The following is a 20,491-nucleotide window of genomic DNA, read 5'->3' on the forward strand; positions in this document are numbered from 1 at the left end:
CCGCCTCGTTGCACAAGTCGGGCCTGTGCACCGCAAAACCACCCTGCCCACACGCTCAAGCTGCGCACAAATCGGATCGCGATCAAACATCTCAACCCGGCACCCGGCCAATGTCTGACGGTCCAGCAACCGGCGTGGCGGTGAATCTCAAATTGCCGAACTGCATCGGCGCACCGAGTTCCACTGGCATCGCGTCGCTCGACGACCCCACTGTCTTCAAGTACATGCGTCCGCCCCGTTCCATGAAAACCAGATCCGCGCCGCCGCCGTTGACGCTGACGTGACACTCTCTCGTACCACCGATCAGGACAGGGCCGCTCCAGAGAATCACTTTCCGGCTGTCATTCTCCATTCGTACGCCCTCTCCCAATTCCAGAGTGGCTGCGCTGCTCTTGAGGCTGGGCCGCTGAAACTTCAATCGCACGCGCTTACCCAGTCTCACTCGGTCGCCTGGCTGAAGCAACGCATGATCGACATGGGCGCCGCCCAGTTCCACTCCGCCCTGCGAGACGACAAAATAATCTTCGCCTGCGCGAACGATTTCCGCGTGGCGCTCAGGCAGATCGCTGATCAACTGGACATCCGCGGTCGCGCCTGTACCACCGCGGCCGATGCTCACCCGATCCCCTCGAACCAGCAGATAACTGCCCACGCCATCAATGCGGAGCAGGATGCGCCGAGGCAATCCGGGCGTTTCAGGCGGCGCAAACAGACGCTCTTCCCGGCCCATGCGTGCGACGGCACCTGGTGCCGCCGTTGCGATCGGTGGCGGCCGGACGCCGTTTCGATCGACGGCCGGCAGTGTTTCAAATAATGGCTGCCCCTTCGGTCCTTGCACAGCGGTCGACATCAGCGGCGAGCGCTGTTCATTACACACCGAAAGCAGCGGACCAAGTGGTCCTTCCATGATTGCCTCGGATGCTGCCTCCATTGCATCGACCGACTGACGAGCCTCGCCAATCCAGGTCGCACTCGGATTCAGCTTGGCGATTCGCCCGAGCAGCACGCTCGCCGCGGAATAGTCGTGGCGCGCGAGCGCCGTAGCCGCATCCGTCGCGTGCCGAACCTGATCCTCGATATCCAACCGATCCGCGCGACGATCCCCAAAACCGTCGAGCGCCGCAAGCGATTGTTTAGCGCGATCCAGACGGCCGTTCTCAAAATCCGCCTTCGCTCGTTCGATTAAGGAATCCACCAGACGATTCTCCGCATCTGTTAATCCATCCAAACCCTTGTGGAGCTTTCTGACCTCTCGAATTCGAATGGCAGCTGTTTGATAATCTTCTCGATCGAATGCGACCATAGCGGCGGAAAGCGCTGCTTCGGCCTGTCGCGTTTGCCGCTCGATCGAGTCGGCAATCAAGCCGCCGCGCGGATCAACGACACCGACTCGCTCCAGTGCCTCGGCTGCGCCGACAAGGCTACCCGCATCCGCACGACGCCTGGCCTCATCCAGAGCGGCATCGCGCTGAGCGATCTCGAGGCAGTCAGCCCGCTGAGCTGCAATCGCCCGCCTCTGCCACTCAATAACCTTTTCGACTAGCCGCCCGCAGCGGCCTGCACGTGCAAAATCATCGATCGCTTCGACGAACTGGCGATTTAGCAACCGCTCCTGCCCGCGAGCGAGGTATTTCTCCGCCAGAATTTCCCGGAGCCGAGCCACTCGCTCATTCTTCGCCAAGTCCGAAGATGTGACGATCTCCAGTGCAGCCTCAAGGTTTCCGGCCGCAATGGCTTCCTCGGCTGATTTGATCCGAACTGTCGCAAGCCGACCAAACATCACGAACTCCCGCCCGATTTCGGACCTCGATGAACCAAATGACCCATTGAGCTTGAAAGCACGGTTCCACCGGCCAACCGTCGTTTCAATTCGAGGTGGCATCACGTCGAAACGCGGCTGGACTTTCCTCTAATCTCTTCGATTATAACCATTTATGAAGCATGGTTGTACTTAAAACGGCGTTTGACTGGCCAACCGCAACGTGCGGTTTCGTATTGATATTCCGAAACGGAACCACATTATTTTGAGGCGCCCGGCTGGCTTCGCAAAATTACTCCGTTTCGACGCTAACCTCGCGAATTTCAGCCCTGTCTATAACCAGTGCCGAGCGGGCAGCGCGGGCGATTCGAAAGTCTCAAGCCCTTGCCTCGGTAAACGACGTACACAAACGCGATTCACCCAACACCAACTGATGCTGGTGCTGAAGTCCGGTGAGTCGCGCGACGAAGATTAACGCCGAACGTCGGCTAATGCTGGAGAAACGGCAATGATCACTCGATTTCGATTTTCCTGTATGGCAGCAACAGCCATCTTTATTGCCACAATCTTCTCGGCCGTCGGCTGCGACGGCAGACCCGGCCGCGGCGGCTACAGCTACTCCGGATTGGGGTTCAATTTTTTCCCTTCATTCAACGGCTGGAGCGACGGATACTATGAGGAATCGTGGTTTGAAGAAGGGAATTGGTTTGACGGGGGCTGGTGGTATGACGACGGCGGTTGGTTCGACGATGGCGGTTGGTACGACGACGGCGGTTGGTATGACGATGGCGGTTGGTATGACGATGGCGGTTGGTATGACGATGGCGGCTGGTATGACGATGGCGGCTGGTATGACGATGGCGGCTGGTATGACGATGGCGGTTGGTACGACGACGGCGGCTGGTATGACGACTGGGAAGATTGGTGGTGATCGAACGCGGTTCAGTATGACCGGAACACCGTTTCGCGACGAGATCTGAGTAACGACCGTCGGCACATCTCATTCCCCCAAGAGCCGCGAAGCGCGGCATTCCGACAACCCGGCGGTCTAGCCGATCACCGCACTCACCCAACGAGTGCGGTGATTGTTTCAAAGGTCCTTCAATCCGCTGAGACCCACGGGAAATACAAGACCACGTCGACAAGTTTGCGTGCCCGGTTGCACATCACCCCATTTACCTCGAAACCTTGCGGATATGCAGAATTCCGCCTATGCTCAGTCCTTTAGGAGCCGCGATTCGTGACGCGCTTCGAAAATTCGCAATCCATCGCACTTCCGGTTCTGCCATCGATTCGCGCCGCATTGACTTCGCCTCAGATTCTGACGGCTATCGCCGATCACGAACCTGAATCCCCCTCACACGATCATCTGACCGCTCGCGACAATCGCATCAAAGAGTACTGCGGCCTATTCGGCGTGTGGGGGCGTGCCGATGCCGCCGAACTAACCTACCTTGGAATCTACGCCCAGCAGCACCGAGGCCAGGAAGCGGCGGGAATCTGCAGCGTACGAGAGGGGCGAATCGAACGGCACGCGGGCCTGGGTCTCGTCACTCAGGCATTCAGCAGTGCGACTCTCGAGCAGGTGCGTGGCAAAGCCTCCATCGGTCATGTTCGGTACTCAACCACCGGCTCGTGCAGCGAGATAAACTGCCAGCCTCTGCTCGTGAACTATTCACGCGGTCAGGTCGCGGTGGCACACAACGGTAACTTAGTCAACGCCCTCACACTGCGGCGCGATTACGAATCGCGGGGCGCGATCTTCCAGACATCAAGCGACACGGAAGTCATCCTGCACCTCCTGGCTAGCCCGAAGTTCGACGACACGGCCGATCCGCTGGCAGCCGTGCTTCGCGAACTGCGCGGTGCCTACTCCCTGCTTTTCATGCTTCCCGACCGGATCGAGGCGGCTCGCGACCCGCAAGGATTGCGACCGCTCTGTATCGGCCGGCTGGACGATGGCGCGTACTGCGTCGCCAGCGAAACGTGCGCCCTGGACCTTGTCGGGGCGGATCATGTCCGCGATGTTCTGCCGGGCGAGATCGTCACGCTGTCGGACGAGGGCATATCATCGCGCATGTTTGCGGAGCCTCAAGAGATCCGCCCGGCCCACTGCATCTTCGAGCATGTCTATTTCGCGGATCCATCGAGCCGCGTGTTCAATCAGAATGTGCATTTGTTCCGCGTGGCGTCCGGCCGTCGGCTCGCTCGTGAAGCGCCGGCCGAAGCCGATCTGGTTATTCCCGTTCCGAACGCCGCCCGGTGTGCGGCGATGGGATACAGCGAAGTCATCGGGATCCCGCGCGGTCGCGGATTCACGACCAACCACTACATGGGTCGCAGTTTCATCATGCCAACCCAGCGGCAGCGGGATCTCGCCGTCCGCGTAAAACTGAACGTGATTCGCGAGGCCGTGCAAGGCAAACGACTAATCGTCGTCGAGGATTCAGTCGTCCGCGGAACAACAACTCGCGGAAAGATGAACGCGCTTCGAAAAGCCGGCGCGAAGGAAATTCACCTGCGCGTCGCAAGCCCGCCGATTCGACACCCCTGCTACTATGGCATCGACTTTCCCAGCCAGCGGGAGTTGATCGCCACCGGCCGCAGCATTGAGGACATACAAGCTTTTCTCGAAGTGGATTCCCTCGCCTATCTCTCGATTGAAGGCCTGCTCGAGTGCGCGTCACAGTCCGCGTCGAGCTACTGCACGGCATGCTTCTCCGGTCGCTACCCGGTCCCGATCGAAACGCCACTCAACAAGTTGGACCTGGAGCTGCCCGCGTCCAGCAGATGAATTTCCTCACAGCGCCGTGCCAGAACACTCATCGCCTTCGTCCGGATTTGCCTTTTCGATGCGATTTCGGGCCTGTCTTACGCTGGGATCCTCCGGCCGACCTTCCGCGACTCTGTTGGCCTCGGGTGCGGTTGCTCCGCGGCGCAGCGGCGGCTGCATGTCGCCGCTTTGGGGATGCGGGGTTGACATCAGGAAGACCGAGGCTGAGTTGTCGCCGCGACAGATCGACCTCAGCGATCACAACACTGAGCCGCGTACCAAGCGTGAATGTCTTCCCATTCCGCTGCCCCCGTATTCGCGCTGTGCCGATGTCCACATCCCACCAATCGTCCCCGAGATCCTCAATCCGGATCAAGCCATCAATCAGATACTTCGGGTGCTGCACGAACAAGCCGAACTGTGTCACACCCGTGACCACGCCTTCGAACCCTTCGCCCACCTGCTTCGCGAGCAACGAAAGAACCTTGAGCGTCTTGAGTTCCCGCTCAGCGCTCTCGGCACGGCGGGCAAGGAATGACATTCGCCGGCCAAGCTCGGTGAGTTCATCCTGCGGCACGAACGCGGCCGGTCGACGATGCCCTCGTTTGCGGACAATCGGCAGTTGCCCATCGAAAGAAAGATCAAGCAGGCGATGAACCATCAGGTCGGGATAACGCCGAATCGGGCTCGTGAAGTGCGCGTAGTCATCGCTGGCAAGTGCGAAGTGTCCGATCTGCTTCGGCGAGTACTCCGCGGATTGCATGGACTTCAGAACGGCGAGATTGACGGCGCGACCCTCCGGCTTTCCGCGTAGCTTATCGAGTGCTACTTGCAAATCACTGGGTTGAATCTGTTTAGGCAGCTTCAGTCCCACTGCTCGCATGAATTTCGCCATGCCGAGGACCGATTCCTTCTCCGGAGGTGGATGAATACGACGCAGAAACGGGACATCAAGACTCGATAGCCGCCGTGCGACGGCTTCGTTGGCTTCAACCATGAACATTTCAATGATCGTGTGACTGAAGCTCGTGTCCTCAGGGCGCGCATCGATCACGCGGCCATCCGGATCGTAGACCAGGTCCACCGCCGGCAGTTCCAGAACGATCATGCCATCGCTGATTCGGCGTTCGCGAATCGCGCGGGCGACTTGATCCATCCGCAGAACCAGCTCGACGATCGACTTGGAAACGCCCTCCGTCCGCCCATCGATGATCTCCTGCGCGGCGCCGTAGGTGAGTCGGCGTGACGATCGAATCAGCGTGTTCGCAAACCTGGAACTGACGACCCGGCCTTGCCTGTCATATCGAATGAACGCGCTTTTGCAGAGTCGCGGCTCATTCTCCTGCAGGCTGCACAATCCGTTCGACAAAATTTCGGGGAGCATCGGAATAACCCGGCCGGGCAGGTAAATACTCGTGCCGCGTCGCACCGCTTCCTTATCCAGTTCGGAATCGATTCTCACAAAATGGCTGACGTCCGCGATGTGAACACCGACTTCCCATGCCGCCGGGCCATGAGGACGATTCGAAACATGCCACTGTCGATCACCATCCCTTGAACGTTCCGCGACAGGCGTCAGCGAAATGGCATCATCGAAATCCCGGGCATCGTCTGGATCGATGGTTACGATCGTCAGGCCGCTGAGGTCTTCGCGTTGTCGGACAGCCTCCTCCGGATCAAAGCCTTGCGCCAGTCTTCGTGTCTCGTCGAGGACCTCTTCCGGGAATGCATCCGGCAGTTGATATTGTTCGATAATGCCGGCGAGGTCGACGCCTGGATCACCGCGCCGGCCCAGCCGCTCGACGATCACTCCCCGCGCCGGTCGCCCCTCGCGCGGGTATTCAACCAGTTCCACGACGACCTGGTCACCCGACCGCGCGCCCTTGGCATGCGGATCGCCAATCAGGATCGGGCTGTGCAATGTGTTGCCGTCGGATTGGACGTACCAGGTCGAGGCTTCGAGGGTCAGTGCACCGACGAACCGGCTGTTGCCGCGCTCAACAACCTTCAGAATTCGGCCGCCGAAGACTTGCTTGCCGTCACGCTTGCCACGCTTCAGAACGGAACAAATGACTCGATCGCCGGTCAGCGCGTCACCGGACTCGCCTTGTGGGATGTATAGATCCCCGTGTTCAGTCGCTTCATCCGGGACGACGAAGCCAAACCCTCGCGGATTGGCGCGGTACACCCCCACGACCTGCGACGATGCCTGTCCCAGCATGACCGCGTTGTTTGCGCCGATGATCACGCGGCCAAGCCGGCGTAGCGCGTCAACCGCATCGCGAAACTCGCCCATCTCTGCGTCAGCGACGCTCATCACCCGGGCGAGCTTGTGGGCACGCACGGGCCGGTAATCCGAGCGCCCCATGAATTCGATGATGCGGTCGGAAAATCGTTTGGCCATAAGCCTTCCTGCACTTGCCGATTCGCGGAATAACGACGACGATGACCCCGGTTCGCGTGCGATGACGCGCGATCCAAGGGCCGCTCCGCCGCACGAGCGAACGGGGCGGCGGCCCGATAGCCGATCGCTCACGAAAGGATTGAATACATGGATGACATCATCGCCGACGCGACGGCCTTGGGCAAGAAGATGGCTGCGCATCCTCGAATGAAAGCCTACATGGTCGCGGCACAGGCCGTGAACGGCAATCAGGAAGCCCAGGACATCCTGATGGGCTACCAGAAAGCCATCGAAAAAATCCAACAACTGGAGGCCGCCGGCAAACCGATCGAGGTTGCCGACAAGCGCGCGATCAGCGACTGGGAATCGAAGGTTGCCAACAATGATCTCCTGAAGCGAATGATGACCGCGCAGGCAGACTACCTGGAGCTCATGCACCGCATCAACGCGGCCATCGATGCCGGCGCGGGCGCCGAATCGAGCGGGAGTGCCAAGGGCGTGGTCCAGACCGCCTGACCGACGGCCGCCCCCACGTGGTCCGAAAGTTCATGGACTTTGGCCCGCCATGTTTCGCGCTGCATGGCCGTCCGGCTGCGCGCCGCGAATGCCTCTCCACGCCTGGCAAGTGCCCGCTCACACGCCGCGAGAAATTCCGGCATGCCTTCCGCGATCTCGACGAATTCTCGGTAGGCCGCGACCTCAGGCATGGGAGTCGAAACCACGGGCAATCCCGCACAGAGATACTCGCGCAGCTTGATCGGATTCACCGCCTGGGTGAGTTTGTTTACGCGAAACGGAATCAGCGCGACGTCGAACCCAGCAGCATATTTCGGCAAATCCGAATACGGCCGGCGCCCGAGTCGATGAACATTGGGCAGGTTGAGCGCCGTTGCGTCGCACGCCACTTCTCCAATGAGCACAAATGTCCAATCCGGTCTTGCAGCCGCGACGGCGCCGACCAATTCCGCGTCGAACCATTCCTGCATCAATCCCCAGAAACCAATGATCGGGCGCGGCAGGCGGATGACATCCGATGGAACTGATTCAATTTCCCGTGCCTTCACAAAATGGTCGTAGTCCACGCCATGCGAGACAGTCACGGTCCGTCGCTTCGGATGCGACTTTTCCTCGTACAGAATTCGGGAGGTCGTCACCACAAGGTCCGCTCGGCCCATCAGCTGCTGCTCGGCACGGAGCACGTGTTCGCGGTCGTATCCGTCAAACTCGCTGAAGGCGTCGACGCAGTAGTATACAACACACTCCTCACCGAATTGGCCGCACAAGTAATCTACATCGGGCGCGAATGACCAGAGCTGAATCGGCTGCGGCGGGAGTTCCCTCAGCACACGACGAATTCGCCACGTGAGCAAACGCCGATTGACGGACCGCGCCAGCTGGCTGCCCGGCAACGGAACGACCAGAGGCGTGATGACGGTCATTCGATCGTCCACGCGTTGAGGGCCCTTTATGGCCTGGCGCAGCTTACGGACGATCGCACCGGCGTCGGCACAGTTTGCGCGCGGCCGCCGCGACGCATGATAGTTAACCCAGATGACGTGATTGCGCTCTGAAAGAATGCGCATGACGTGGTGTTTGCTGGTGGGGTCGTAGGCCCAGTTGCTCGCGATGCAGATGATATTTCGACCCTCAATCATGCGCTATTGCTCCCGAGGTTTGCCGAACCGGATGGGGCCCGCGCTGCAAGCCGGCGTTGTAATCGATCACGCACGCCGCCATTGGCGGCCGATCCTTCGATGGCGAAAACGATTCGACCGGCAACCGACGCACACCGTATTGTTCTCCGCTTCGCTCCCGGTTGCCATCGACGCCGACCGTCGTGCGCCCTGTCACGTCGTCAATGGCTTCCGCGCACTGGCGACCGACGACTTTCCAGTCGCGCTCTCCCCCCGCCGAAGCGATAGCCCGTCGATTCCATGATCGAGTCAGCGATCGGACAACGGCATCGACAAGTGCCTGCCGATCGTCAAGCGGAACGAGCATTCCCATGTCCGGGTCGGAGACAAGCTCTCGATTGCCCCCGACATCCGTTGCCACCACGGGGCAACCACAAGCCAGCGATTCAGCAATCGCATTGCACCAGCCTTCTGACTCCGAGGTGAGCGCAAACAGATCGGCCGCATTAAGCATGCAGGCTATCTGCATCGGCGGCGCACCATTGAGCAGCCTGATGCAGCCACCGCCGCGCGATGAAATCGATTTGTTCACGCGAGCGATCCGGCGACGAAGCTCCTTCGAATAGGCCGGCTCACCCGATTCGTCACCGACGAGGATCAATCGAATGTCGCCAACTCGCGCACGCACCTCCGGCCAGATATCCACCAATCGATGAAAGCCCTTAAGCCGCTGAATGTGTCCGACCGCTACGACATACCGGGCATGCGAATCCCACCCGAGCAACGACCGCGACGCAGCATCATGGCCGCTCACGTTCGCGATCGGGGCCGAGCGATTGAAAATCGTCCGATCGATGCCGTTCGGAATGACACGAATCCTGCGCGACGTTCCGGCGATTCGCGCCGCCAGATCGGCCAATGACTGTGAGACAGCAATCAGCCCCGACGCATCGCGAAGCATCTCCGCTACGCGTCGGCGAATCTTCGAATGCCGCGCGGCACTGACCAGCTTGCCCCGCAGCGTGCAGAGAAACGGGATTCGATTCTCCCTTGCGACAATCCAGGCGCCCACCGCGTCAGGCCACTCGAAATGGGCATCAATCGCCACGATCGAATGGGACGCGCGGATCGCCCGGATCACAGGCCGAAGCGCCCGCGCGAAGTAATCAGCATCCCGGTGCTTGAATACGCCCGGGAGATAGAACATCGAGGGACGAAGGACGTCCGGAGCTTTCGAAGGCCGTCCGATGGAACGCGCGGTTGAAAACTCGCGGCCGTCGAGCGGCCGCAGTAACGGAAACCAAGGACGCGGCGCAACCACCATCACTGGACGAATTGCATGGAGCGCGGCAAGCCGTCGCGCCACAAAAATGCCGCGATTGGGATGCGCGATCGAGGGATAGACAGTTGTCGTCGATACGATAATGCCCTGCGGTCTCCTCCCGCCGACATTCCACTTCTCGTCAATCGGGTTCGATTCCAACATCGCGCTTCCTGACGGCCCCCGGACCCGCCGGGATGGGTATTCACAGTGCGTTCGACGCGCTTCCCTGATTGAATATCGGCAAAAAGTGCCATCGCCGGCACTTGGCCGACCAGCCAGATTCGTTCGCACTCATCGAGTCGCCCAGTTGCATCTCGATGCGAAAATCTGGCATCCTCGAAGTTCAAACGCTAGCATCTGGGACGATGGATACATGCCGTCTGCTCATCGATCAGCCGCTCGTCGGGTCCGTCAACATGGCTCGGGACGAGGCCCTCCTGCACGCCTGTCAGGACATCACCTTCGAGCCGGTTCTGCGGTTTTACGCGTGGAATCCACCAACGATCTCACTGGGGTACTTTCAGGAAATTAAGGAGTTTGAGGCGATAGGTGGTCCAGCCGGCGAGTTGGATGTGGTTCGTAGAACGACCGGCGGCGGCGCCATTCTGCATGACCTTGAAGTGACATATTCGCTGATTCTGCCGATCGATCACGCACTGGTACACGGCCGCCCGAATCAACTCTATACGCTCTCACACGAAGCGATCATTCAGGCAATCGGTGGTGGAGTTGCTCGCCTATTCGGCTGCGGCCAGACGGGTTGCGGGGAATCGCCCCAGCGGGGTCCGTTTTTCTGCTTCTCGCGCCGCCACGGCCTCGACGTCGTGCTTGACGACAAGAAGTCCGAATCGGGTGCTTCCAAGATCGCGGGGTCCGCTCAGCGTCGCACCCGACAGGCGATTTTGCAGCATGGATCAATCATGCTGGACAGCCGGTTTGCGCAACAGAATGTCGCGACATGGCGTATGATCGACCCTGATATTTCGCACGACAGCGCCGTTTCGCGACTGGTGAGTGCGTTTGGGGAATCATTGAAAATGCAGCTGCGCTTATCCGCATGGAGGCCTGAGGAACTGGAGAATTCCAAGCAGTATGAGTCGATTTACTCCAGCGAAGAATGGACGCGGCACCGCATGCGCCCGAAGTAGCCGCGTTCCAGTCATGAGATGCAAATTTTGCGCCAAGTGAAGCCGGTTGCTACTTCATATCCTTCAAAATGCCACCAATTGCCACGATTATCGCGATCATCGACACATTGGCGGTGAGCCAAACCGCGCGCTTCTGCCTCATGCCATCAAACGCCCTGGCCTTGCCGGTAAGCGCGCTGGCAATGAAAAAGACCGCGAGTGCAAGGAGAATTTTGCAGCCCATCAGGCCATGATACAGCCCCTGACCCTTGTGAAGCGGCATTTTCACGAAGACATAGTTATAAACTCCGGAGATGATCAGCGCGCCGATTCCGGCCGAGATCAGCTTCGCAAATTTCGGGCGAATCGCCTCATGAAATGTCGCCCGCATATCATCGGAAACGAGCTTCAATGCCGGTAGCAGAGCCGCCAGCGCAAAAATGGCCGCTCCGCCTGCGACGATCGCGCCCATCACATGCAGCCAACGCATGAAGTGGTCCAACAGGTTCATATGCAATAATCCGAATACATGTCGCCCTCGGGTTTCGTCGCGCCAATTAGTCTATCTGGGCCGCATACGCAGCCAATTCCGAGCGGAAATCTCGCATACGAATTCCAAATGCCTGCTCAACCGGCGTGATATCGCACACGGAGTCTTCCTGCGACATCTGCACCTGACCCACATTAAAGCGCAACATTTTCGGAAGCAGCGGCGTCTTCATGATCGTGCTCGCGACGAGATTGGCCACCGACACGGGCAGCCCAACCATCGGCTTCCATGCCTTTGCGCCGGGGATCAGTTCGCGGCAGTCTCGATAAAGCTCTTTCCATGAAAGGGCGTTCGCCCCGCCCAACTCATAGGACTTCCCAATGGTTTCGGGTTTCGACAAGGCCGCGACAAAACAATGCGCCACATCCTTCACCGAGACGGGCTGCAGCCTGTTTTGTCCGTCTCCGAAATATGGAATAACCGGAAAGGGGCTTGGGATGAATCCCAGCGCGGGAACCATGGCATCACAGACAAACACCTTCATCATCCGCATGAACTCGCCGCCCGGCCCATGAATCAGGCTGGGGCGAAAGATCGTCCAATCCAGCCCGCTTTTTCGAACGATGTTCTCGGCGGCCCACTTCGTCTTGTGGTAAGTGCTGACGGCATCGGGTCGCACGCCCAATGCCGACATGTGGACATATCGTCTAACGCCGGCGGCGCAAGTTGCTTCCACCACGCGCTGCGTGCCTTCGGTATGAATTCGCGAAAACGTCTGCCCTCGCAGTCGGTCCTCGGTGATGATCCCGACAAGATGAATCACCGCATCGGCACCGGCCACACCGGCGGACAACGCCGCTGCATCGAACAGGTCGCCGTTCACAGTTTCGATTCGGTCAACGGATATATCCCGCAGACCGCCGACAAACCGTTGCCGATCACGCAACAGGCACACGGCCTTATGACCTCGAGACACCAATTCACGCACGATGGCAGATCCGACAAATCCCGATGCGCCGGTCACGAACACGCGGGTAGGGAACGGGGCCGAAGATGCCTGTCCCGCGGTAGAGGTCGTCTCCGCGGGCGCGGAATCATTCTGTTTCGATGGATCGGACGCCATGGATTGGGTGGGTTGGTTTTCGCTCATGGGTTGGTGTCGACTCGTCACGGCATGTCGATACCCGCGATCGACTGATGCCGTCACCGATCAATTCGAGCAATCGGATGATAGCCAGCGACCCTTGCCGCGTAAACGGAGAGAATCCGTCCGGGATCACTTTCATCTTCAACGAAAAGTCGGAACGGATGCGACAGCGTGACTCGGAAAAGGGCCGCGTTCAAGCTTGAAGTGGGCAGCGCGACGACATGCGTCAACCACCCCGGCCGCCAAGCTGCTTCCAGACTTCCGCCTCCGCTCGATCATAAATTTCCGCCGATTCCTTCAGGTCCGCCTGAATTCGGGCGAGGTCAGGATCGTCAAGCGGAATCTGCCCATTGTGGAGCTCCGCGAGAGCTCGAAGCTGGGCTGTTGCGCCGTCGATTCTTGAAGCAGCCTCCGAAAAGCTCCGTGCAGCATCAAAGAGTGACTGCTGCCGCAGTTCCGCAAGCGAGGGCGGGTTAAACAGTTTCCACGGATTTCGAAGGACGTACTTCAGTCCGGTTTTGATATGATCGGAAGATTCCTTAAGGTTGATCAACGTGCGATTCAGGTTCTCTCGATTCAGCACCATCACGTCGCGCGTCGCCTTTGTGACGGTATTAATGTCCATCACGGACGCGTTGATAAGCTCGCTGGTCTGCTTCAGATGCGCCATGAGGCTGGAGGGGAGCTCCGGATCCGTCTCCGCCCGAAAATGATCGGACATGGTCTCGACATTTGCCAGCGTCTTGGTAATCGGCTCCTCGCCGCTGGCAAGGATTCGCTTGATTACGGTCAGGCCGTCATTGATGCCGTCCATGGCCATATGCAGCTTGGCCAGCGTCACGTTCGGCCGGGACGGATCGAACTCGCGCCGGAGCGAGCCGGTCATTTCCGCGATGTTGTCAGCGACGAGGTGCAGTTTCGACAAAACGGTCGCCCGTTCAGAGACGGTCAGCTCGTTCGCAAGCGAAGCGGTCATCGAGTTGATGTCGGCCAGAGATTGATGCAGCTTGGCAATAAGCGATGTGGCCGCCTCCGGATCGAGTTGCATCTTCAACTGACCTAGCAGACTGGCCGGATTCGTTGAGTCGAATTCGCTTTGAACGGATGCCAGTAATGCGGCGAACCCTCCCGGCTCGGCGCCTGCGATGAATTCGCCTTCGAAGAGTTTGTCAGACCTGCCAAGATCGATCTTCACGATCCCGTCGCCGCCAAGCGGCGGTCCTTCCGCGAATGCGGAGCAGTCAGCACGAAGCCGGATGTCAGCGCGAAGGCTGATTTTCGCCTCGACGAAGTAGGTCGGCTTCGATTCATCGCTCCCGGGATCGCGAACGAGCGATGTCGCATCGACGCGACCCACCTTCTGACCACCGACCAACACAAAAGACCCGGGTGCCAGACTTGGCATGATCGTCGTCGGCTCAAACCGGACGAAAATCGTGGACATCCGTCCGCTGACGCCCTTGCTGACAAGAATCAGCACGACGACCGCAACGACCACGACAATAATCGTGAAAACTCCGAGCTTGAATGCGTTTCGTTCTTTTGCCATCAGTAGTTCGACTCGGGTGAAAGAACCAGCAGCTTTTCAAATTCCGTCATGCCGTCAGAGTCGGTCAGCGGTCCGGTCGTGCGGCCGTTCAGAAATTGATTCATCAGCCGATCGGCGTCATTCGTCAGGTTCTCGTACGACGTATCGCGAAGCACTTCGAATTCGTGACGCGATCCGATCTTGAGGACACGGCCTTTCTCCAGCATGACCATCCGGTCCGCGATTCGGAAGGCCGAATCCATCTCGTGCGTCACCACGATGCTCGTTACGTTCAACTTTTTCGACAGGTCCATGATCAAATCGTCTATTGCCGCGCTCGTGACTGGATCGAGTCCGGCCGACGGTTCATCGTAGAAAAGTATCTCCGGATCCAGCACCGTGGCCCGCGCGAGGCCAGCACGTTTCTTCTGGCCGCCCGAGAGTTGCGACGGCAGTTTGTCCCGATGCGGCAGCATGTGAACCTGCTGCAACTTAAGTGTCACGACAATGTCAATGATTGACGGATCGACATAGCTGTGCTCGCGGAGCGGGAGCGCGACGTTCTCAGCCAGCGTCATGGAGTTGAAGAGCGCCCCGCTCTGAAAGAGGATGCCGAATCGTTTGCGAATTTCGTTCAGGCCGGATTCGTCCATGCCAACGATATTACGGGGCGCGGACATGTCCCTCGTCCTGAAATGAATGCTGCCATGTGTGACGTCATATTCGCCGATCAGACAGTTCAGCAGAGTGCTCTTACCGCATCCGCTACCGCCCATGATGACGATCGTCTCACCGCGATGAATGTCGAATGTGATCCGATCGAGCACAATGACTTCGTCGCCGTCGTTACTGGTGAACGACTTGCGCAAGTCCTGGATCGAAATGACTACGTCACGCTTTTCGGACACCAATCAAGACCTGCAGTATTTTGGCGGCCAACCGAACTCGAGCGTCCGATCGTCAACCGAGACCGGACTCGACCGGCATAAACGAACGCGCCGACCGGAATCGGAATGATTCTAATTCGGACGATGAATGTTTGAAAGCGGGCCGCGTCCGGCACTTGTTCCAGGGAAATATGGACGAGTCTGGTTGGAATGAAGGCGAGATCGCACCGACTTCAGGGAACCTGCGATCGCCTCGATGTGAAGAAAACTGTCATTGGGGATCGACGGCCGACAGCTGCGCAGCGAACCGCGCAGGCGTTCGAGACGACTGGACCCGAAATCGATACCGGCGGCTACAGATACTCAGCCTTGCAGTCGGCGGATATCGCTCAGTTTCCCTTCGATGCCGATGAAGTTGTAGAACTGCTCCTGCGTCAGCACCGGAACCGAGAAGTATGTGGCGCGGCGCCGCGCGTCGCGGAACCGTTCAGCCTCATTTGCATACCTGCGCTTCAGGACCGGAATCGTCGGATCGACTTCGGGCTTTCGTTGGATGCCGGCTGGGCCATCCTGCATGGCGCCGATCCCGCCATTACCACCATCGGCATCGTCATCGTCTGACGTGTCCTCGTCATCGGACGAGTCATCGTCGTCATCGGAATCGGCCTCGTCGCTAGAATCTTCGTCATCGCTGGTTCCGACGGCCTCTTCGGCGGTTTCTTCGTCTCCGCTCTCGTCCGCGGTCGCAGCGGCCGGCGTTGAAGCCGCCGCCTCCGTCGGAACGACATCCTCGCCGCGCGGCGGCGTTCCGACGACAAGATAGTCTGTGGCCGCTGTCACCTCATCAGTGACGACGCCGCCCCAGCGCTCAATCAGGGCAATCACCTGTTCGCGGCCGCGTACATCCGGCTCGCCATCGAAGTCGGTATCAAATTCACCGACGACGACGAATCGTTGCTTCTTGTTTCGGTTCTTGCTGATCACGATGTTATTGACCGAATCCCCTTCGAGAATCGGATCGTCCGGCGACGCCGGCGACACCACCCGGCACTCGGCTGTTCGGGCATCGACGCTCCGAACTTCCAGGCTGGCCTTTCCTCGGCCGCTGGCTGGCACACGCTCATCAGAGGAATACACGCTGAAGGTCATTCCGAGTGCGACATTGTCGTCGCGACCAAGATTGATGTAGCAGAGTGAATCGCCCGGGAGAATTCGAAGCACTTTCCCCAGCGGCTTGCGGGCCACAGCCAGCGGCTCCGCATTTGTCGGCACGTTTCCGCGATACTCCTTGATTGCGCCGGCCTGGGCCAGAAGCATCTCGTCCTGCTCCTTGAGTGTCGCGGCGATTTGCCGTTTCTGGCGGGCGTGCGTCACCTTAGCATCTTCAAGTTCGCTTCGAGTCGCTTCGACCTTACTTGCAAGCGCGCGGACCTCGGCGCCCTTGACTTCCTCGAAGTCGCTCTTCGCTCGCTGAAGTTCCTCCACCTGCGCGGTCAGCTTCGCCAACCGGTCGTCAAACGTGTCGCGAAGCTGCTTGATCTGTTCCTGAGCCTCGGCCAACGACTTGAGGGCCTTCTCGCTGGATTTGTCAGCCTGAATCCTGGCATCGCGCTCCGAGCTGTACTGTTCGTACAGTTTCTCAATCAACGCCACGGCCCCGCTCGACGCGGCCAGGCTCGCGGCGTTGTCGTCAGTCCGGTCACCCGCAATCCGGGCGATGGCGGCGTCCAACTTGGCGAGTGCGGTCTGCGCCGAATCGTTCTGGTCGCCGGTGATCCGCCCCATCAACGCCTTCCCGGAGCGCATGATCTCCCCGACGAGCGTCTTGTTCTGGCCGGCCTGAACATTTGGGAACAGCCGTTTGATTTCGTTCTCATCGTTGCCGCGGGCGATCTTGTTTCGTGCTGCGGTTGCAGATGCCGCATCGGCGCGCAACTGTTCCTGCAAGTTCACGAGCCAGATCAGCACGCCGGCAAGAATGAGGGCGACGACGATCGATACGACCATTCCGATCATGGTCCCGTTGGAACCACGCTGAGGCGCGACACCTGCCATGAGAGTTACCCTCTTGAATTCAACGTATGCACCGGCGTACCGGCGTCTGGTGTTAGGTCAGCCCCCCGATTGTGTGCTGAACCGCGAATCCCCTCTTGTCAGTCAACTGGACTTCGTTCCGGGCGGGTGCGGCCCCATTGGGTGGGCAGGCCGCGAGTCGGAGGGCCGAAGTTTCATCTAAGTATCTGCAAATCAAGGCCGAATGTCAACGTTCGCGGCATCTTCCGTTTCCTGGGATTGCGGGCGAACATCTCGATTCTCGGTCCCGCATCGATCGAACCGACCGACCCGGCTTACCAGACTGACCAACCGAACCCGGAGGCCCGGTTGACACCTTGCTCCTGCCCGCCGAAAACACCTTCAAGGCGGAACACATGCCCCACAAAACGCTCTATCTCATAGACGGACATGCCCAGATTTATCGCGCCTACTACGCGCCGTTCGGGAATCTGACGTCACCCCGGGGCGAGCCAACTCGGGCCGTCCATGTCTTCACGCAGATGCTGCTGAATCTGCTCAGAGACCGGAAACCCGATCACCTCGCGATGATCATGGATGTGGATGATCGGACGGTCTTTCGCGTTCAGATCGATCCGGAATACAAGGCCAATCGCGACAAATCGCCTGAAGATCTCGGTCCACAGATTGATCGAATCGTCTCAATCGTTTCCGCAATGAAGATTCCGATTCTGCGTCTAAGCGGCTTTGAAGCGGACGATATCATTGCGACGCTTTGCCATCGGTTCGCGCGCGATCCGCTCGATGTATACCTCGTGAGCCGAGACAAGGATCTCGACCAGCTATTGACGGACCGGGTTCGAATGTACGACCCGGGAAAGGACGTCGTGATCGACGCCGCTTCGATGACGACCGATAAAGGATATCCGCCAGGACTGGCAGTCGAAGCTCAGATGCTCATTGGCGATAGCGCGGATAATGTCAAAGGCGTCCCGGGCGTTGGACCCAAGAAAGCAGCTCAACTCTTGTCGCAATACGGCTCGGTAGCCGCCATTATCGAAAACGCCGAACAACTGACGCCGAAGCTCCGCGAGAACATGCTCGCATTTCGTGATCGGATGGACGCCGTCCGCCAGCTTGTCACGTTGCGCCGTGATGTCCCGATTGATCTCACGCTTGAAAGCGCGGACGTGTCTCGCTTTACGCCCGCCGCAGCTGGACCGATTCTCGCGGAGCTGGGTCTGAACCGATTACTGGACCGCATCGCCGGCGCATCGCCCGATTCCGGATCGCGCGATTCGGCCGCTCCGCCTGCCATGGGCGCTCTGGACGCTCGACGCAACGTACAGATGGCGTCGAAACAGGACACACTCTTCAGTTCATCAGAGACGACCGCGCCGGACGAAGCGGCTCAGGACGAGTACAACCACGCATCAAGCGATGATGAGGCCACACATGCGAAGTTGACTGCTGAGTCGACGTTTGCCGACGGCCTGTTCGGCCCGGACACCGGTGGTGATCTCATCTCGCCGCTTCAGGGTACAGACAATCCCGCTTATCGTCTGATCGATACCGAGGCCGCATTGACGGATTTGGCCACAACACTCGCCAAACAATCGGCTTTCGCATTCGACACTGAAACGACAGGTCTCGTGCCCGTCGATTCCGATTTGTGCGGCATCAGCATCGCGTATGAATTCGGATCCGCCTATTACATCGCGGTTCGGGGCGTTGGCCCGCTCGTCACCGAAGAGGCTGTTCGAACGCACCTAGGTCCAATTTTTGCCGATGAGCGCATTCGCAAGTGCGGGCAGAATTTGAAGTACGACTTGAACATACTTGCCGGAATCGGCATCGTCGTGCGGGGTGTTGACTTTGATTCGATGATCGCCAGTTTCGTGCTCGATCCGCTTCGACGTTCGCACGGCATCGACGGCCTCGCGATGGAATTACTCCACTTCCGAAAAATCCCCACTCAGGCGTTGATCGGCAAGGGCAAGGACCAGATCACATTTGCCCAGGTTCCGACGGATCGAACTTCTCAGTATGCATGTGAAGATGCGGACATTGCGTGGCGACTGCGACAGTCCCTCGAAAAACAAATGACCGATCCGGAAATTCGGGCTTTGTTTCACGACCTGGAAATGCCGCTCGTCGAAGTCCTCATGCGGATGGAACGCCATGGCATCGCCGTCGATCGAAACCTGCTCTTGCAGCTCAGCGGCGAGATGACCGAGAGATTGGCACGGCTTGAAGTGCAGATCCACGAGCAGGCGAAACGACCATTTAATATCAACTCCACCAAACAACTCGCGGAGGTTCTCTTCGACGAACTTGGCTTGCGCGTCGTCAAACGAACCCGCACGTCCCGATCCACTGACGCCGAAGTTCTCGAAACGCTCGCCAACGAAACCGAACAGCCGATCCTTCGGCTGCTGCTCGAACACCGCGAACTGTCCAAGCTGAAGGGCACATACGTCGATTCCCTGCCCGACATGATCAGTCGGCGCACGGGGCGGATTCATCCGAGTTTCCATCAGGCCGGCGCCGTCACCGGACGGCTCTCGTGCAGCGATCCGAACCTTCAGAACATCCCAATTCGCACCGAGGAAGGCGCCAAAATTCGGCGCGCGTTCGTCCCCGGCAACCGCGACCACGTCCTCATCAAGGCCGACTATTCCCAGATCGAGTTGCGCGTGCTGGCCCATTTCAGCGGGGATGAGAACCTGCGCGACGCCTTCCTTCACGACCGCGACATTCACGCCTTTGTCGCCGCCCAACTCAACGACATCCCGATTGAGGACGTTTCAAAAGAGCAGCGGTCACGTGCAAAAACCGTCAACTTCGGAATCGTTTACGGCCAATCCGCATTCGGACTTGCCCGACAGACCGGCATGTCGCAGGCTGATGCCCGGCAGTTCATTGATCGCTATTTTGCCCGTTATCCTCGAATCCGGGGCTTCCTCGATCAATGCGTCGAACACGCTCGTCGGCATGGCTATGTCAAAACAATCCTTGGCCGGCGAAGGCCGATAGCCGATATTTCATCGCGCAACCAGGCCGCACGAAACGCGGCCGAACGTTTGGCAGTTAACACGGTCGTGCAGGGATCCGCGGCCGATCTGATCAAACGCGCCATGATTAATCTCGATCGGCGAATCGAAACCGAACGGCGTCCGATGCGGATGCTGCTCCAGGTACATGACGAATTGGTGTTCGAAGTCCCGCGGGAGCGCGCGGCCGAAGAGGCTCGGGTGATTGTAAAGGAAATGTCCGAGGCACTGACACTCAACGTGCCCATAAGGGTCGATGTCGCGGTGGGAGAAAACTGGCTCGATATGACTTCCGTCATGTGATCGGCGTTTCATCGCCATACAAGGCGACTGTCGCCGTCCGCGACGCCGC

The 20,491-nt window shown here is 59.0% G+C and carries 14 protein-coding genes; 5 read left to right on the top strand and 9 right to left on the bottom strand.

Annotated features, from left to right (window positions below):
- Positions 1 to 91 precede the first annotated feature (91 nt).
- On the bottom strand, positions 92 to 1,780 hold the full coding sequence (locus tag KF841_06475) for a hypothetical protein (protein ID MBX3394996.1): 1,689 nt from the start codon (positions 1,778 to 1,780) through the stop codon (positions 92 to 94).
- 487 nt (positions 1,781 to 2,267) lie between these two features.
- Between KF841_06475 and KF841_06480 the strand changes: the two genes are divergently transcribed.
- Both KF841_06480 and KF841_06485 read left to right on the top strand, forming a co-directional pair.
- Positions 2,268 to 2,690, top strand: coding sequence for a hypothetical protein (locus KF841_06480; protein ID MBX3394997.1), 423 nt, complete (start codon positions 2,268 to 2,270; stop codon positions 2,688 to 2,690).
- A gap of 438 nt (positions 2,691 to 3,128) precedes the next feature.
- On the top strand, positions 3,129 to 4,553 hold the full coding sequence (locus KF841_06485; GenBank protein MBX3394998.1) for an amidophosphoribosyltransferase: 1,425 nt from the start codon (positions 3,129 to 3,131) through the stop codon (positions 4,551 to 4,553).
- 28 nt (positions 4,554 to 4,581) lie between these two features.
- On the opposite strand, the gene rnr is transcribed toward KF841_06485, so the two are convergent.
- Positions 4,582 to 6,936 carry a ribonuclease R gene (gene rnr, locus KF841_06490; protein MBX3394999.1) on the bottom strand — a complete coding sequence of 785 codons (2,355 nt, stop codon included), beginning with the start codon at positions 6,934 to 6,936 and terminating at the stop codon, positions 4,582 to 4,584.
- A gap of 147 nt (positions 6,937 to 7,083) precedes the next feature.
- Here rnr and KF841_06495 point away from each other — a divergent pair, with 147 nt between their 5' ends.
- Entirely contained in the window at positions 7,084 to 7,452 is a 369-nt protein-coding gene (locus tag KF841_06495) for a YlbF family regulator (protein ID MBX3395000.1), read from the top strand.
- Here KF841_06495 and KF841_06500 read toward each other — a convergent pair.
- The gene (locus KF841_06500; protein ID MBX3395001.1) at positions 7,356 to 8,591 is read right to left on the bottom strand and encodes a glycosyltransferase; all 1,236 of its coding nucleotides are present in this window, start codon (positions 8,589 to 8,591) and stop codon (positions 7,356 to 7,358) included. The genes KF841_06495 and KF841_06500 overlap by 97 nt on opposite strands.
- On the bottom strand, positions 8,584 to 10,056 hold the full coding sequence (locus KF841_06505; protein ID MBX3395002.1) for a glycosyltransferase: 1,473 nt from the start codon (positions 10,054 to 10,056) through the stop codon (positions 8,584 to 8,586). Before KF841_06505 ends, KF841_06500 begins: the two co-directional genes overlap by 8 nt.
- Before the next feature lie 203 nt (positions 10,057 to 10,259).
- Here KF841_06505 and KF841_06510 point away from each other — a divergent pair, with 203 nt between their 5' ends.
- Complete coding sequence (locus tag KF841_06510; protein ID MBX3395003.1) at positions 10,260 to 11,042, top strand: lipoate--protein ligase family protein; 783 nt, start codon at positions 10,260 to 10,262, stop codon at positions 11,040 to 11,042.
- 49 nt (positions 11,043 to 11,091) lie between these two features.
- Here the strand turns inward: KF841_06510 and KF841_06515 are convergent, their stop codons facing one another.
- From KF841_06515 to KF841_06535, 5 genes are all read right to left on the bottom strand, one after another.
- Positions 11,092 to 11,532, bottom strand: coding sequence for a hypothetical protein (locus KF841_06515; protein ID MBX3395004.1), 441 nt, complete (start codon positions 11,530 to 11,532; stop codon positions 11,092 to 11,094).
- Between the two features lie 46 nt (positions 11,533 to 11,578).
- Complete coding sequence (locus KF841_06520; protein MBX3395005.1) at positions 11,579 to 12,661, bottom strand: complex I NDUFA9 subunit family protein; 1,083 nt, start codon at positions 12,659 to 12,661, stop codon at positions 11,579 to 11,581.
- Positions 12,662 to 12,884: 223 nt separating this feature from the next.
- Entirely contained in the window at positions 12,885 to 14,207 is a 1,323-nt protein-coding gene (locus tag KF841_06525; protein MBX3395006.1) for a hypothetical protein, read from the bottom strand.
- Positions 14,207 to 15,094 (bottom strand): ATP-binding cassette domain-containing protein, encoded by an 888-nt coding sequence (locus KF841_06530; GenBank protein ID MBX3395007.1) that lies wholly within the window; start codon positions 15,092 to 15,094, stop codon positions 14,207 to 14,209. Before KF841_06530 ends, KF841_06525 begins: the two co-directional genes overlap by 1 nt.
- 342 nt (positions 15,095 to 15,436) lie before the next feature.
- Positions 15,437 to 17,128: a hypothetical protein gene (locus KF841_06535; GenBank protein MBX3395008.1), complete on the bottom strand. Its 1,692-nt coding sequence runs from the start codon at positions 17,126 to 17,128 to the stop codon at positions 15,437 to 15,439.
- A 374-nt stretch (positions 17,129 to 17,502) separates the two neighbouring features.
- On the opposite strand from KF841_06535, the gene polA reads away from it, so the two are divergent.
- Entirely contained in the window at positions 17,503 to 20,442 is a 2,940-nt protein-coding gene (gene polA, locus KF841_06540) for a DNA polymerase I (protein MBX3395009.1), read from the top strand.
- Positions 20,443 to 20,491: the final 49 nt, after the last annotated feature.

This window comes from Phycisphaerae bacterium, assembly GCA_019636475.1.
GTDB lineage: Bacteria > Planctomycetota > Phycisphaerae > UBA1845 > UTPLA1 > JADJRI01.